This window comes from Pseudomonas sp. NFIX28, assembly GCF_900107395.1.
GTDB lineage: Bacteria > Pseudomonadota > Gammaproteobacteria > Pseudomonadales > Pseudomonadaceae > Aquipseudomonas.
Genome location: NZ_FNPW01000002.1, coordinates 225,135 through 240,000, shown reverse-complemented (window position 1 = coordinate 240,000; position 14,866 = coordinate 225,135). Strand labels below are relative to the sequence as shown.

Genomic DNA, 14,866 nt, shown 5'->3' with positions numbered 1-14,866 from the left:
TTTTAGCCTTGCCTGCTCTTTGTAGCTGCTGGAGCCGGGCAGCTGGTATTAGTAAAAACTTCAGATATTCCTGGCCTTTTGCGGCCGCTGCGCAGCCGATCGCAGCCTGCGGCAGCGGCTACAGGGTCTCGGCCCGCAACAGCGCCGCAAGGCCCTCGGCTTCCACCGGCCGGCTAATCAGGTAGCCCTGCACCTCATCGCACTTCTGCTCCTTGAGAAATGCCAGCTGCCCCGGATGCTCCACGCCTTCGGCCACCACTTTCAGCGACAGCCCGTGGGCCATGGCGATGATCGCCCGGGTGATCGCCGCATCGGCGCTGCCTTCGCCCAGGCCGCGGATGAACGCCTGGTCGATCTTCACGTAGTCCACCGGAATCCGCTTGAGGTAGCTCAGCGAGGAATAACCGGTGCCGAAGTCGTCGATGGCCAGCTTGACCCCCAGGTCGCGCAGTTGCTGGAAGGTGGAGACGATATGGTCGACGCTGTCGAGCAGATGGCTTTCGGTCAGCTCCAGCTCGAGGAAATGCGGCGCCAGCCCGGTCTCTTCCAGCACACTGCGGACCAGGCTGACCAGCTTGCCTTGGCGCAGTTGATGCACCGACAGGTTCACCGACACCCGAATGGCCGGCAGCCCCTGGCGCTGCCATTCGCAGGCTTGCCAGCAGGCCTGGCGCAGGACGAATTCGCCGATCGGGCCGATCAGCCCGATCTCTTCCGCCAGGCCGATAAAGTCACACGGCGGCACCCGCCCCAGTTCGGGATGATCCCAGCGCACCAAGGCTTCGGCGGCATTCAGGCGGCCGCTGGCCAGGCACAGTTTCGGCTGGTAGAAGACCTTCAGCTGGTGCTCCTCCACCGCCTTGCGCAGCTGGTTCTCCAGGTGCAGGCGCTCCAGGGTGCTGGCTTGCAGGCTGGCGGTGTAGAACTGGAAGTTGTTGCCGCCCAAATGCTTGGCGTGTTGCATGGCGATGTTCGATTGGCTGATCAACGCCGGAATTTCCCGCGCGCTGTCGGGCAGCATGCTGATACCCATCGAGGCACTGACCACCAGCTCATGCCCTTCCACGGTGATCGGCAGGCGCAGCTTCGCCGACAGCCGTGTAGCCACCCGGCTCAGGCTCGACAGGCTGCCGTAGGCGTCGAACAGCACGGCGAATTCATCGCCGGATAAGCGGGCGATGGTGTCGGCTTCCGGCAGCGCGTTGACCAGCCGCCGCGCCATTTTCTGCAACAGCTGGTCGGCGACCTCATGGCCCAGGCTGTCGTTGAGCAGCTTGAAACGGTCCAGGTTGATATGCACCAGGGCCAGGCTGCGGCCGCCCTGGCGCACCCGCTGATGGGCTTCGCCCAAGCGTTCGCGAAACAGCGAACGGTTGGCCAGGCCGGTCAGTTCGTCGTAATGGGTCAGGTAGCGCATGCGCTCTTCGGATTCGCGCCGGGCCGACAGATCGGCGAAGAAGCCCACAATATGGCTGATGTTTCCCCGCGTATCGCGCACCACGTTCAATTGCAGCCACTGCGGGTACAGCTCGCCGTTCTTGCGCGCCTCCACCAGTTCGCCCTGCCAGCTGCCGTGCTGTTCCAGGGCCTGGTGAATCGCCGGATAGTGCCGCCGTGCATCGCGGCTGCACGGCAGGTCGACCATATTGCGCCCGAGCATGTCCTCGAGCTGGTAACCGGTAACGCGGCTGAAGGCCTGATTGGCCGCCAGCAGCAGGTAATCCGGGTCGAGAATCACAATGCCCTCGCTGGCCGCCTCGAACACCATCGCCGACAGGCGTCGCTGCTCTTCCTGCTGCTTGCTGGCGCTGATATCGCGCCGGGTGCCGACCATGCGCAGCACCTGGCCCTCGGCGCCGCGCTCCACGGCCCGCCCACGATCCTCGATCCAGACCCAGCGGCCATCGGCGTGCCGCACGCGGTATTCCACCAGGTAATCCTCGGTGCGCCCCTTCAGGTGCTCCACCAGCGCGCGCTTGAGCAGCGGCAGGTCTTCGGGATGCAGCAGCGGCTTGAGATGGCTGAGCATCGCCCGCACGAATTCCGGCTCCAGGCCGAACAGCTCCTTGATATGGCTGTGATGGACTTCGTCGGTCTCCAGGTTCCAGTCCCACAGCCCCAGCTGGCTGGCCTTCAAGGCCAGTGCCAGGCGCGCCTCGCTCTTGCTCAGCGCCTGGTTGGCCGCATCCAGTTCAAGGCTGCGCTGGGCCACGCGGTTTTCCAGCCCGGCCTGGGCTTCGCGCAATTGTTCTTCGGCGCGGCGGCGCTGCTCGACTTCCCGCAGCAGCTCGCTATTGAGCTGTTCGCTGCGGCCCTGCGCCTGTTGCAGATGCTCGATCAACGCCTGGTTCTGGAAACGCCGCAGCAAGCCCGTGTGGATCAGGCGGTTGACCTGCCAGGCCACCACGCTCAGCGAGACCAGCAGGATCAGGCCCAGCCAGCCCCAGCCACGCTGCTGCTCATCGCCGCCCCAGAACAGATAGCCGATCGCCGGCAGCAGGCAAGGCAAGGTAAAGGACAGGAAGGCCGGCAGGCTGACCGCGTAGGCCACGCTGGCCGAGAGGATCGCCGCGCCGATCAGGCCGAAGACCCAGGCCTGCTGCAGGAAATTGTCGGTGGGCACTAGCGCGATGCCGGCGCAGGCCAGCGTCAGGCCGCTGACGGCGGAGCCGAGCAGGAACATCCGGCGCCAGACCGGCTGCGCCTGGCGGCTGGGGATCGCCGAGTCGAACGCCGCGACCTGGATTACCCGCAGGGCGACCAGGGCCAGCAGCCAGACCATCCACACGCTGACCAGCCAATAACGCGCGGGGGTCCATAACAGCCAGGCGCAGACCAGGCCGTTGAGCAGCATGAACAGGGTGGGTAACAGCGATCCCTGATAGAGCAAGCGCGTACGCTCTACCGCCATCTCCATGGCGTATTGCTTGCGAACAATCCGAGGCTCCACGAAGGGGCCGGACGGGCCAGAGCTGAGGGTCATAGGCAGTGTTCTTATAATGATTGAGCCCGAAACGTCGCCGGAGCATACACAAGCAACCGCCCGGACCAAACTGCCCGGCGCCATAAAATCGGCAAATCCGCGCATGCGCCGATCGCCGTGAAATTCCTCCAGCCAAGCCCGGCCAACGGCTGCGGCCCGTGACTGACCGGTCGTCCCCAGCGCTCTTTTATCGGTTAAACCAAAGCTTGGTTTGCCCGGTGTGCGCCAGCCCCCTAGAATGCGCCGATGCGCGATGATCTCTCCCTTCTGCTGAATTCCCTCAACGATGCCCAACGCCAGGCCGTAGCTGCCTCCCTGGGTCGTCAGTTGGTCCTGGCCGGTGCTGGCTCCGGTAAAACCCGAGTGCTGGTGCACCGTATCGCCTGGTTGATCCAGGTCGAGAACGCCTCGCCCCATTCGATCCTGTCGGTGACCTTCACCAACAAGGCCGCTGCCGAGATGCGCCAGCGCATCGAGCAGCTGATGGGCATCAACCCGGCCGGCATGTGGGTCGGCACCTTCCACGGCCTGGCGCACCGCCTGCTGCGGGCGCACTGGCAGGAAGCCGGCCTGGCCCAGACCTTCCAGATCCTCGACAGCGACGACCAGCAACGCCTGGTCAAGCGCGTGATCCGCGAACTCGGCCTGGACGAGCAGCGCTGGCCGGCCCGGCAGGCGCAGTGGTTCATCAATGCGCAGAAAGACGAAGGCCTGCGCCCGCAACATATTCAAGCCAGCGGCGACCTGTTCCTGGCCACCATGCGCGGCATCTACGAAGCCTACGAGGCCGCGTGCCAGCGCGCCGGAGTCATCGATTTCTCGGAACTGCTGCTGCGCGCCCTCGACCTGTGGCGCGACCACCCGGGCCTGCTGGCGCATTACCAGAAGCGCTTCCGCCATGTGCTGGTGGACGAATTCCAAGACACCAACGCCGTGCAGTACGCCTGGTTGCGCCTCTTGGCCAAGGGCGGCGACAGCCTGATGGTGGTGGGCGACGACGACCAGTCGATCTACGGCTGGCGCGGGGCGAAGATCGAGAACATCCACCAGTATTCCGAAGACTTCCCGGACACCGAAGTGATCCGCCTGGAGCAGAACTACCGCTCCACCGCCGGCATCCTCAAGGCCGCCAACGCCCTGATCGCCAATAACACCGGGCGCCTGGGCAAGGAACTGTGGACCGACGGCGGCGAAGGCGAAGCGATCAACCTGTACGCCGCCTTCAACGAACACGATGAAGCGCGCTACGTGGTGGAAACCATCGAAAGCGCTTTGAAGACCGGCATGGCCCGCAGCGATATCGCCATCCTGTATCGCTCCAACGCCCAGTCGCGGGTACTCGAAGAGGCCCTGCTGCGCGAGCGCATTCCGTACCGCATCTATGGCGGCCAGCGCTTCTTCGAACGCGCCGAAATCAAGAACGCCATGGCCTATATGCGCCTGCTCGAAGGTCGCGGCAACGACGCGGCCCTGGAGCGGGTGATCAACGTGCCGACCCGCGGCATTGGCGAAAAGACCGTCGAGGCGATTCGCGAACACGCGCGCCACAGCCATGTGTCGATGTGGGAAGCGATGCGCCAGCTGGTAGCCAATAAAGGCGTGACCGGACGGGCCGCCGGTGCCTTGGGCGCCTTCATGGAGCTGATCGAGCACCTGGCGGCGAAAACCGCCGAGATGCCGCTGCACCTGATGACCCAGACCGTTATCGAGCAGTCCGGCCTGATCGCCTACCACGAAGCGGAAAAAGGCGAGAACGGCCAGGCCCGGGTAGAAAACCTCGAGGAACTGGTCAGCGCCGCGCGCAACTTCGAAACCACCGAAGAAGACCAGGACCTGACACCGCTGGCGGCCTTCCTCGGCCACGCTTCGCTGGAAGCCGGCGACACCCAGGCCGACGAGCACGAAGACAGCATCCAGCTGATGACCCTGCACAGCGCCAAGGGCCTGGAATTCCCCTACGTGTTCCTGGTGGGCATGGAAGAAGGCCTGTTCCCGCACAAGATGAGCCTGGAAGAGCCCGGCCGCCTTGAAGAGGAACGCCGCCTGGCCTACGTCGGCATCACTCGGGCGATGCAGAATCTGGTGATGACCTACGCCGAAACCCGACGCCTGTACGGGAGCGAAACCTACAACAAGGTGTCGCGTTTCGTACGGGAAGTACCGAAAGGTCTGATCCAGGAAGTGCGCCTGTCCAACAGCGTCAGCCGTCCGTTCGGCGGCGGCCAGTCGCAGAGCACCAGCAGCCTGTTCGGCGGCAGCGAGATCCCGGATACCGGCCTCAGCCTCGGCCAGGCGGTACGCCATTCGGTCTTCGGCGACGGCGTGATCCTCAATTTCGAGGGCGCCGGCGCCCAGGCCCGGGTCCAGGTGAACTTCAGCGAAGGCAGCAAGTGGCTGATGCTCGGCTACGCCAAGCTCGAAGCCATCTGACGCCTTGACCTCCTTCACCATGCCGGGGCGATGCTTCTGAACCAGAAGCATGCCCCGCGGCATGGGACGAAGTCGGGCTGACCAGCCACTGAACCTTTGCATCCGCCCAACGGACAAACCTGTACAGGGCCCACTTGCCTCGACCCAAGCTGAACCGCGGCTGTCAGGCAAAAGCCCGAAACACTCTGCCGCTAGCCAGTGACACTTCACCTGTGCAACATGGCGCGCGTGCCATCCACAAATGGGAATTCCCTTTATGAAACGTTTTCTTAGCATCGCCATGGCGTTGTGCATCGGCCTGACGATGAGCCTCGACGCCAACGCCAAGCGCTTCGGTGGCGGCAAAAGCGCTGGCGCCGCGCCGACCCACCAGACCAGCCAGATGGCTCCGTCCTCTTCCGGCATGGGTTCCACTGCCGCGACCGCCGGCGCTGCCGGTGCCGCGGGCGCTGCCACCAAGGCCAGCGGCGCATCGCGCTGGCTCGGCCCGCTGGCCGGTATCGCCGCAGGCGGCCTGCTGGCCTCCATGTTCATGGGCGACGGCTTCCAGGGCATGCAGATCTTCGACATCCTGATCATGGCGGTCATCGCCTTCCTGGTCTTCCGCTTTATCGCCGCTCGTCGCCGCAAGCAGCAGGAGCAGTACGCCCCAGCCGGCCACGCGCCGATGCAGCGTGAAGCCTTCGAGCCAAAACCAGCCTCGGGTTCGATCTTTGGCGGTTCGGCTGCCCCTGCGGCAGCGGCCCGTCCGGTGATCAATGCCCCGGCCTGGTTCAACGAAGAGCGCTTCGTCGAAGCCGCGCGCAACCACTTCCAGTCCCTGCAGCAACACTGGGACGCCAACGAAATGGACAAGATCGCCGAGTTCGTGACCCCGCAAATGCTGCAATTCCTGAAGCAGGAACGTGCCGACCTGGGCGACGGCTTCCAGTCGACCTACATCGACAACCTCAATGTGCAGCTTGAAGGCGTCGACGATCGCGCCGACAAGACCATCGCCACCCTGACCTTTACCGGTGTGTCGAAGACCTCGCGTTTCGACCAGGGCGAAGTGTTCAGCGAAAGCTGGAACATGGAGCGTGCGCAGGGCGAAAACCAGCCTTGGCTGGTTGCAGGTATCCGCCAGAACGGCTGATCCTCCCCGCTGTCACATCGCTAATCGCAAAACCCCGGCTCAGGTCGGGGTTTTGCATTTCACGATTGCACTTATAGCAAGCTACTGTATAAACCGCCGTCTATTAAACCGCGCCATAGAGCTAAGAGGACCCAGGCCGTGGAAGAAGTCATCGAACAACTCCGTGAAGCAAACGAACCGGTGCCCGTTCCCCTGGAACTGCCGGACGAAGACTTGCTGGTGGAAATCGAAGAACAGCTGTTCATCAATATTCCGTTCGTCTTCAAAGAGTTCCTGTTGACCGTGAGCGATGTCGTCTACGGCAGCCTCGAGCCGGTCACCGTGACCGACCCGCAGTCCCACACTTACCTGCCGGAAGTGGCCGCCACCGCCTGGGACATGGGCGTGCCGCGCGAGCTGATCCCGATCTGCCAGGACGGCGACGATTACTACTGCGTCGAAGAAGACGGCACCGTGGTGCTGTGGTCCGGCGAAGAAGAGCTGATCACCGAAGAATCCTGGGAATCGGTGTGGCATTGGGCGCGGGACGTCTGGCTGGAAAGCTGACCGGCCTTGCCCGGTTTCGCCCGCTGGCGCAGGCGCATGGATCGACTGCCGCCAAGGGCGAAACCACTGGCCCGGCCTTAGCGAGGATGACCCGGGCCGGAAGCGTGAATCACTGGCCGTTATCTTCCTTGTGGTTATCCAGGGTATCGAGCAAGGCCACTTGCATCCGGGTGTGAACGCGGATGAACCAGCGCCACAACAGCGCCGTCACCACCGCCGTGACCACGGCGATCAGCACCAGCAGCTCGGCGGTCGGCAGGATGCTCGACGACAACGCCGCCAGCAGCAGGAAAATCACCAGCAGCGATAGCACCGGAATCACCTCGGCGATCACCCGCCGCACGCGCTGAGTGTGGCGCCCGGCCATTTCCGGCTTCACGCCCATCTCCGCCAGCAGCATCGACAGGGCCTTGAGCTTGCGATAGGCGGCGATCAGGAACGGCAGCGACACCAGCAGCGCCCCGCCCCAGATCAACGCCTTCTGCCAGCTTGGATCGCTGATCCAGTCCTGCAGGTAATCGCCGATGTAGGCCGCGAAATAAGCGCCTGAGAAGAAGATCGCCACCACCAGCGCCAAGTTGACCCCGACCTGCAGCAGAATCCGCCGGATCATCGACGCCAGCAGCGCGCCCTCGCCATGGGGCTGGATGCTGCGCAGCCATTCGCCATACATGCCCAGCACCCGGCCCAGGCGGGTCGGCATCACCGCGGCGAGCTTCAGCGACAGCGGGTCGGCGGCGCGGATCAGATAAGGCGTGAGCAAAGTGGTGATGGCCGACACGGCGACCGCCACCGGGTAGAGGAAATCGCTGGTGACCTGCAAAGTGATGCCCAACGCCGCGATGATGAAAGAGAACTCGCCGATCTGCGACAGGCCCATGCCGACCCGCAGCGAGGTGCGGCCATCGTTGCCGGCGATAAAGGCGCCCAGGCCGCAGGACAGCATCTTGCCCAGCACCACCGCGACGGTGATCACCGCAATCGGCCAGGCATATTGCAGGAGGATCTGCGGGTCGATCGTCATGCCGATGGCGACGAAAAAGATGGCGCTGAACATGTCGCGAACCGGCTCGACCAGGTGCTCGATCTTCAGCAATTGGCGCGACTCGGCCATGATAGCGCCGATCAGGAAAGCGCCGAGCACCATGCTGTATTCCAGCTTGACCACCAGCAGGCAGAAACCGAAACACAGCCCCAACACGGTGATCAGCAGCATTTCGTTGCTTTCGAACCGAGCGACGTAGGCCAGCAGCCGCGGCACCAGCAAAATGCCGATCACCAGGGCGACGATCATGAACAGCGAAAGCTTGCCGACCGTGGAGAACACTTCCCCGGAACTGACGGTGCCGCTGACCGCGATGCTCGAGAGCAAGGCAATGATGCCGATGCCGAGGATGTCCTCGACGATCAGCACGCCGAAGATCAGCTGGGCGAAGCGCTGGTTCTTCATCTTCAGGTCGTTGAGCGCCTTGACGATGATGGTGGTCGAGGAAATCGCCAGGATCGCGCCGAGGAACAGCGAGTCCATGGTGTTCCAGTCGAACCAGCGGCCGATTTCATAGCCGATCCAGATCATCAGCACGATTTCCAGGAACGCCGCGATAAAGGCCGTGGCGCCGACCTTGAACAGCTTGCGCAGGCTGAACTCCAGCCCCAGGCAGAACATCAGGAAAATCACTCCCAGCTCGGCCAGGGTCCTGATCGTGTCTTCGTCGTGGATCAGGCCGAACGGCGGGGTGTACGGGCCGATGATGAAGCCGGCGACGATGTAGCCAAGGACCACGGGCTGCTTGAGCCGGTGGAAGAGAATAGTCACCACGCCTGCGACCAGCATGATCACCGCCAAGTCCTGAATGAAGCTGATGGCATGCATGGCGTGGGCTCCTTGGGGTCGTGTCATTGCGGGCGGCGCAGATCGTTGCGCTGCCCGCCGGCCAGCGGGAAAGGCCCTTGCGACGGGCTTTTGAAGGGTAACATCGCGACTTGCGCCGAAAAGGCGATGCAATATAAGGAAACAGATAGACCGCCGCGTGACGGCGATCGCGGGCGCAGCGTCCCGTTATCGATGGTTTGAAACGCTGACCAAGCACCCGCAGAGGTGCGCCCCGCAACCCCTGCCTAATCCCGTGAGTGTGCTATGGAACCCGGAAACGCCCAGCTGTCGATGACGGTATTGATGACCCCTGACATGGCCAATTTCTCAGGCAATGTCCACGGCGGCACCCTGCTCAAGTACCTCGACGAAGTCGCCTACGCCTGCGCCAGCCGTTATGCCGGCCGCTATGTGGTGACCCTGTCGGTGGACCAGGTGATCTTCCGCGAGCCGATCCATGTCGGCGAACTGGTGACCTTCCTGGCCTCGGTCAACTACACCGGCAATACCTCGATGGAAGTCGGTATCAAGGTGGTCACCGAGAACATCCGCGAGCGCTCGGTGCGCCATACCAACAGTTGCTTCTTCACCATGGTGGCGGTGGACGACCAGCGCAAACCCGCTGCCGTGCCTCCACTGCAACCGGAAACCAGCGAAGGCAAGCGGCGCTTCATCCAGGCCCAGCAACGCCGGCAGATTCGCCAGGAGCTGGAAAAGCGCTATCAGGAAATCAAGGCCGACGCCTGACAGCGCATCGCGAGCAGGCTCGCTTGCCCGTAGGAGCGAAGCTTGCTCGCGATAAGGCCGCATAAGCGGCCGCACCCATCACAGATCGATCGGCACCGCCTCGAACCGCACGCGCGGATGGGTGATGCGGTCCTGGGCCCGTATCAGTTGCAGCTCGTAGCTGGCGCAGGCCTGGGTTTCCAGCAGCACTTCATGCACCGCCGCGGCGGCGAATTCGAACGCCGCCACCAGGCTGTCGCCCAGCAGCACCCGGGCCAGGAACAGGCCCGAGGTCAGGTCGCCCACGCCCACCGGCTGGCGCGGGAATGCCAGCAGCGGCCGACGCAGGTGCCAACTGCCTTCGGCGGTCACCAGCAACATCTCGAAGCCATCCGGCAGCTTGCCCGGGTAATCCAGGTGCTTGACCAGCACGGCTTTCGGGCCGCGGGCCAACAGCGCCCGGGCCATGGCCAGGCAGTCGAACAGTGACTGCGGCTTGCGCCCGGCGAAGCTGTCCAGCTCCAGCTGGTTGGGGCAGAGGAAATCCGCCACGGCCGCCGCCTCTTCCAGCAGGAAATCGCTGACTTCCTGGGGCACGCTGCAACCCTTTTCCGGGTGGCCCATCACCGGGTCGCACAGGTACAGGGTCTTGGGGTTGGTCGCCTTGATCCGCGCCACGCCACTGAGGATCGCCCGCCCCTGCGCCGCGCTGCCCAGGTAGCCGGACAGCACCGCATCGCAGTTGCCCAGCTCGCCGATGGCGGCAATGCCTTCCACCAGCTCCGGAATCTGATGCGGCGACAGCACTTCACCGGCCCACTGGCCGTATTGCGTGTGGTTGGAGAACTGCACGGTATTGAGCGGCCAGACGTTCACCCCGACCCGCTGCATGGGGAACACCGCGGCGCTGTTGCCGGCATGGCCGAAGACCACATGGGACTGGATCGCGAGCAGATGAGGTGTGCGTTTCATTCGGGTCATTCCGTAAAACGATTGAAATTCGAGCCGCGCAGTATGCGACTAAACGCAACCTGTACGACAGACCGAAGACGCAGTTAAGCTGGTGCGACTTCGTTGGAGCGCACCTCATGCTGACCCTTGGAAACATTTTCGTGCTGATGCTGCTGGCGACCGGCGCCGCCTGGCTATGGCACAACCACGGCCTGCGCGAGCGGGCGCTGGAGAGGGTCAAGCAGCATTGCGCGCGGCTCGATATCGAGCTGCTGGACGGCGCCGTGGCGTTGAAGCGCATCGGTTTTGTCAGGGATGGCAGCGGCCGGCGGCGCTTGGCCCGGGTCTACGCCTTCGAATTCACCGTCACCGGCGAAACCCGCCATGCCGGGACCATCACCCAGTTCGGCGCCCACAGCGCGCAGATCGAGCTGGCGCCCTACCCGATTGCAACGCCAGCGCCCCCTCCCGTGCCGACACACAGCGCCGAAGTGATCGAACTGAGCCAATGGCGCGAAGGCCGCAGCAAGTAACACCAACCACCTATGCAATCCGTAGGAGCGAGGCTTGCCCGCGAAAAAATCGTCAACGATGACGCGTTTTGCCAGGAAAAAACGCCGCTTCGCGGCTATCGCGGGCAAGCCTCGCTCCTACAGAAGCAGGGGTTGGATTATTGGCAGCACCCGGCCAGAGACTGTTGCAGGGTGGCCACGTCCTGCGGCTCGCTGAAGATCAATTCGATACGGGAATCGCGGCGCCATTCGCTGGCTTGCCAGTGCAGCGCGGCGTTATCCAGGGCGTTGCCCGAGACCCAGCCATCGGCGCCATGGATCACCATCTTGGCCCGGCGCCAATCAAGGTTCGCCAGCCAGTGTTCGACGCGCCGGACTTCGAATATCCGATTCGGGTGCCAGCGCCAACCGATGCTCCAGCCGCCTTCCTGGGCCTGGCTCAGGCAGATGGGCTGGGCCGGATCGCTCCAGACTGCCGGCAACTGCGCCAATCCCTTGGGCACCTCGAACGCCTGCTCCGCAGCCCCGGCGCGAACGTCCACGCCGGGTAAACGCTCCAGCGGCAAGGCCGCCCGGGTGGTCCAGAACAGCGGACAGGCCGGCAATCGCTCGACAATGCCCTGGCGCTGCGCGGCGTCGAGCCCTTCATTCTTGTTCAGCAGCAACAAGCCGGCACTGGGCAGCGCTTCCTGCTGGGCCTGCGGCAGCGGTTTGCCGGCCGCCAGGGCCTGGGCATCGAGCACCAGCACGCAAGGTTGCACGGCCAGCACGCCTTGCCAGGGCGCCTCGCGCAATTGCTGGAGCAACTGCGCCGGGTGCCCCAGCCCGGAAGGTTCGATAAACAGACGGTCTGGCCGGGCCTTGCGCAGCAGCCGCCCCAGGCCTACCTGGAACGGCGCGCCGTTGACACAGCACAGGCAGCCGCCGGCCACTTCGCCCAGGGCGATACCGTCTTCGTCCCGGGCCAGCAGCGCCGCGTCCAGGCCGATCTGGCCGAACTCGTTGATCAGCACCGCCCAGCGCTCATGGGCCGGACGCTGCGCCAACAGCTGCTGGATCAGGCTGGTCTTGCCCGCGCCGAGGGGGCCGGCGATGACGTGGGTGGGGATGTTCTGCAGCATGGATGAAGCGCTCGCAAAGGGGTCATTGATCCTACGCGCTAACCCGCGGCAGCGAAATTCCCGTAGCCGCTGCCGCAGGCTGCGATAAGGCGCGCAGCGCCTTCCGAGGGCCTCAAGAGCACGTCTCCTGCGGAGCCGATCGCAGCCTGCGGCAGCGGGTCAGCCGAGCCAGTCCAGGGTGAGGATCAGCCGGCGCTCGCCGGGGGCCGGTTGCGGCGAGCGGTGGATCAGGCCGCAGCCCTCGTTGCCCAGCCATTTCTCGCCCTTGAACAGGGCCACCTCGCCGCTGGCGATCTGCTGGATCAGCGTGCCATCCGTGGGTTCGGCCTCGGCCTGGCCCAGTTGCCGGCGATCCATCGCGCCCTCGCGCAACCATTGGCTGCCTGCCCCGGCATAGGTGGTGATCAGCCGCACCGGCACATGGTCGACATGAAAACGCGGGCACATGGCCTTATCCAGCACCCGCAGGCGCAGGCCGACACGCTTGGCGCCCAGCAGGCAGGCAAAGGCGCTGACCAGCCAGGCGACATCGGCGATAAAGCCGTCGTAGCCCTGCAGATCGCTGAAGCCGGAAGCCAGGCCCCGCAGGTTCGGCTCGGCGTCTTCAGTGGCAAGTTCCAGCGACAGCGACTCGGCCAACGGTTCGTCCAGCGACAGCAGCAAGGCACCGAAATCGGCGATATGCGCCGGCAACTGGCGCTGCCACAGGGCCAGGTTGACCTCGTCGTCCAGGATGTCGGCGAGCACGATGGGAGCCGGGCCGGACGATTGGCGGCGTGTCGGTTTCGGCGCGATTGGCGGCAGGTATTTTTTCGCCAGCACGCTCGCTCCTGCGGGGGGCAACGGTCGGTAGTGCATCAGGCGGCAGCCTCTTCATGCCAGGGGCCGAACGGGTCGCGCAGCAGGCGCCAGCCCTCCGCGCCCAGGGCCATTTCGTCGTCCGTCAGCAGGCAGTCGTCGAGCTCGGCGGTGAGCCGGGCGAAGTCGATGTTCTGCCCGATAAACACCAGTTCCTGGCGGCAATCGCCAGTGGCGGCGGTCCAGTTCTGCATGATCGCCGTGGTGCTTTCGGCGTCCTGCGGCCAGTGCTGCTTGGGCACGAAACGCCACCAGCGCCCGGCAAAACCATGACGCATCAGGCCGCCAGCCTGGGACCAGCTGCCGGCCTCCTGGTGCTTGCTGGCCAGCCAGAAGAAGCCCTTGGAGCGCAGCAGCTTGCCGTTGTCCCAGGAGCGGTTGATGAAGTCGAAAAAGCGCTGCGGATGGAAAGGCCGCCGCGCCCGATAGGCGCTGGAGGCGATGCCGTATTCCTCGGTTTCCGGCACGTGCTCGCCGCGCAGTTCCTGCAGCCAGCCCGGTGCCTGGGCGGCGCGCTCGAAGTCGAAGCGCCCGGTGTTGAGGATCTTCCCCAGCGGCACTTGGCCCATCAGCATGGGGATGATTTCCGCCTGGGAATTGAGGCGCTCGAGGATGGCGATCAGCTCCTGGCGCTCGTCGCTGCCGATCAGGTCGATCTTGCTGATCAGGATCACGTCGGCGAACTCGATCTGCTCGATCAACAGATCGGTGATCGAACGCTCGTCGTCCTCGCCCAGGGTTTCGCCACGGGAGGCCAGGCTTTCCGCAGCCTGGTAATCGAGCAGGAAGTTCAGGCCGTCGACCACGGTGACCATGGTGTCCAGCCGCGCGATGTCGGCCAGGCTCTGCCCTGTTTCGTCACGGAAGGTGAAGGTCTCGGCCACCGGCAGCGGCTCGGAAATGCCGGTGGATTCGATCAGCAGGTAGTCGAAGCGCCCGTCCCTGGCCAGCTTGCCGACCTCTTCCAGCAGGTCTTCGCGCAGGGTGCAGCAGATGCAGCCGTTGCTCATTTCGACCAGTTTTTCTTCGGCGCGGTTGAGGCTGACATCGCGCTGCACTTCGCTGCCGTCGATGTTGATTTCGCTCATGTCGTTGACGATCACCGCCACCCGCAGGTTGTCGCGGTTACGCAGGACATAGTTGAGCAGCGTGCTTTTGCCGGCGCCGAGAAAGCCGGACAGCACGGTAACGGGAAGACGGTCGGTCATCAGGTGGTCCTCATCGGGGGCTGGGTGGCTGGGTCAAATCGCCCGTTGATGGCGTTCGCGCAGCTCTTGGCGTTCTTTGGCTTCGATACACAAGGTGGCGGTGGGCCGCAGCAGCAAGCGCCTGAGGCCGATGGCCTCGCTGGTTTCCCGGCACCAGCCGTATTCGCCTCGGGCCAGGAGCTCGAGGGCTTCGTCGATCTTGTCCAGCAGCTTCTTTTCCCGCTCCAGCAGGCGTAGTTGCCACTGGCGCTGCTCCTCGGCGCTGCCGATATCGGCGGGGTCGCTGTGGGGCTCCTGCTCGCGCAACACCTCGAATTCGCCGTCGATGCGTTCTTGCAGCTCGGCGCGCTGGGCCAGCAGCAGCTCACGGAAATAGGCCTGCTGGAGGTCGTTCATGTAGTCCGCCTCGGGCTGGGCGAGGAGTTGCGCTTCAGTGATGCGGCGTTCGGTCATGGCGGGAGTCACGGGTCAGGCTTTATTTAATGTTATAGTATAACAATGCAAATAAGCCAACCCTCTCTTG

12 protein-coding genes are annotated in these 14,866 nt (G+C 64.2%); 5 read left to right on the top strand and 7 right to left on the bottom strand.

All coding sequences use genetic code 11. The annotated features are described in order from the left end of the window. Positions 1-118 precede the first annotated feature (118 nt). Positions 119-2,983, bottom strand: a complete 2,865-nt coding sequence (locus tag BLV20_RS04530) for a GGDEF domain-containing phosphodiesterase (protein WP_092297596.1) — start codon at positions 2,981-2,983, stop codon at positions 119-121. 246 nt (positions 2,984-3,229) lie between these two features. On the opposite strand from BLV20_RS04530, the gene uvrD reads away from it, so the two are divergent. The 3 genes from uvrD to BLV20_RS04515 all read left to right on the top strand — a co-directional run bounded on the left by uvrD (position 3,230) and on the right by BLV20_RS04515 (position 7,094). After that, complete coding sequence (uvrD, locus tag BLV20_RS04525) at positions 3,230-5,413, top strand: DNA helicase II (protein ID WP_092297593.1); 2,184 nt, start codon at positions 3,230-3,232, stop codon at positions 5,411-5,413. A gap of 256 nt (positions 5,414-5,669) precedes the next feature. After that, positions 5,670-6,548, top strand: coding sequence for a Tim44 domain-containing protein (locus BLV20_RS04520; protein ID WP_007927597.1), 879 nt, complete (start codon positions 5,670-5,672; stop codon positions 6,546-6,548). Between the two features lie 138 nt (positions 6,549-6,686). Next, positions 6,687-7,094, top strand: coding sequence for an SMI1/KNR4 family protein (locus BLV20_RS04515; protein ID WP_007927598.1), 408 nt, complete (start codon positions 6,687-6,689; stop codon positions 7,092-7,094). A 109-nt stretch (positions 7,095-7,203) separates the two neighbouring features. Here BLV20_RS04515 and BLV20_RS04510 read toward each other — a convergent pair whose 3' ends face one another. After that, positions 7,204-8,967, bottom strand: a complete 1,764-nt coding sequence (locus BLV20_RS04510) for a cation:proton antiporter (protein WP_092297590.1) — start codon at positions 8,965-8,967, stop codon at positions 7,204-7,206. Positions 8,968-9,231: 264 nt separating this feature from the next. On the opposite strand from BLV20_RS04510, the gene BLV20_RS04505 reads away from it, so the two are divergent. Continuing rightward, the gene (locus BLV20_RS04505) at positions 9,232-9,714 is read left to right on the top strand and encodes an acyl-CoA thioesterase (protein WP_092297587.1); all 483 of its coding nucleotides are present in this window, start codon (positions 9,232-9,234) and stop codon (positions 9,712-9,714) included. A gap of 78 nt (positions 9,715-9,792) precedes the next feature. Here the strand turns inward: BLV20_RS04505 and pdxY are convergent, their stop codons facing one another. Then, positions 9,793-10,665: a pyridoxal kinase PdxY gene (gene pdxY / locus BLV20_RS04500; RefSeq protein ID WP_092297584.1), complete on the bottom strand. Its 873-nt coding sequence runs from the start codon at positions 10,663-10,665 to the stop codon at positions 9,793-9,795. Between the two features lie 116 nt (positions 10,666-10,781). Between pdxY and BLV20_RS04495 the strand changes: the two genes are divergently transcribed. Further along, complete coding sequence (locus BLV20_RS04495) at positions 10,782-11,177, top strand: DUF3301 domain-containing protein (RefSeq protein ID WP_092297581.1); 396 nt, start codon at positions 10,782-10,784, stop codon at positions 11,175-11,177. 137 nt (positions 11,178-11,314) lie between these two features. Here the strand turns inward: BLV20_RS04495 and BLV20_RS04490 are convergent, their stop codons facing one another. The 4 genes from BLV20_RS04490 to dksA all read right to left on the bottom strand — a co-directional run bounded on the left by BLV20_RS04490 (position 11,315) and on the right by dksA (position 14,781). Beyond that, positions 11,315-12,277 carry a CobW family GTP-binding protein gene (locus BLV20_RS04490; protein ID WP_092297578.1) on the bottom strand — a complete coding sequence of 321 codons (963 nt, stop codon included), beginning with the start codon at positions 12,275-12,277 and terminating at the stop codon, positions 11,315-11,317. 159 nt (positions 12,278-12,436) lie between these two features. Continuing rightward, positions 12,437-13,135: a DUF1826 domain-containing protein gene (locus BLV20_RS04485; protein ID WP_092297575.1), complete on the bottom strand. Its 699-nt coding sequence runs from the start codon at positions 13,133-13,135 to the stop codon at positions 12,437-12,439. Next, positions 13,135-14,343 (bottom strand): zinc metallochaperone GTPase ZigA, encoded by a 1,209-nt coding sequence (zigA, locus tag BLV20_RS04480; protein ID WP_092297572.1) that lies wholly within the window; start codon positions 14,341-14,343, stop codon positions 13,135-13,137. Before zigA ends, BLV20_RS04485 begins: the two co-directional genes overlap by 1 nt. A 33-nt stretch (positions 14,344-14,376) precedes the next feature. Then, a complete protein-coding gene (dksA, locus tag BLV20_RS04475; protein WP_092298485.1) occupies positions 14,377-14,781 on the bottom strand; it encodes an RNA polymerase-binding protein DksA in 405 nt (134 codons plus the stop codon). Positions 14,782-14,866: the final 85 nt, after the last annotated feature.

Bases quoted from the DNA above. Each gene is read 5' to 3' on its own strand.
- BLV20_RS04530 (WP_092297596.1), bottom strand. From the start codon at position 2,983: ATGACCCTCAGCTCTGGCCCGTCCGGCCCCTTCGTGGAGCCTCGGATT.
- uvrD (WP_092297593.1), top strand. From the start codon at position 3,230: ATGCGCGATGATCTCTCCCTTCTGCTGAATTCCCTCAACGATGCCCAA.
- BLV20_RS04520 (WP_007927597.1), top strand. From the start codon at position 5,670: ATGAAACGTTTTCTTAGCATCGCCATGGCGTTGTGCATCGGCCTGACG.
- BLV20_RS04510 (WP_092297590.1), bottom strand. From the start codon at position 8,967: ATGCATGCCATCAGCTTCATTCAGGACTTGGCGGTGATCATGCTGGTC.
- BLV20_RS04505 (WP_092297587.1), top strand. From the start codon at position 9,232: ATGGAACCCGGAAACGCCCAGCTGTCGATGACGGTATTGATGACCCCT.
- pdxY (WP_092297584.1), bottom strand. From the start codon at position 10,665: ATGAAACGCACACCTCATCTGCTCGCGATCCAGTCCCATGTGGTCTTC.
- BLV20_RS04495 (WP_092297581.1), top strand. From the start codon at position 10,782: ATGCTGACCCTTGGAAACATTTTCGTGCTGATGCTGCTGGCGACCGGC.
- BLV20_RS04490 (WP_092297578.1), bottom strand. From the start codon at position 12,277: ATGCTGCAGAACATCCCCACCCACGTCATCGCCGGCCCCCTCGGCGCG.
- BLV20_RS04485 (WP_092297575.1), bottom strand. From the start codon at position 13,135: ATGCACTACCGACCGTTGCCCCCCGCAGGAGCGAGCGTGCTGGCGAAA.
- zigA (WP_092297572.1), bottom strand. From the start codon at position 14,343: ATGACCGACCGTCTTCCCGTTACCGTGCTGTCCGGCTTTCTCGGCGCC.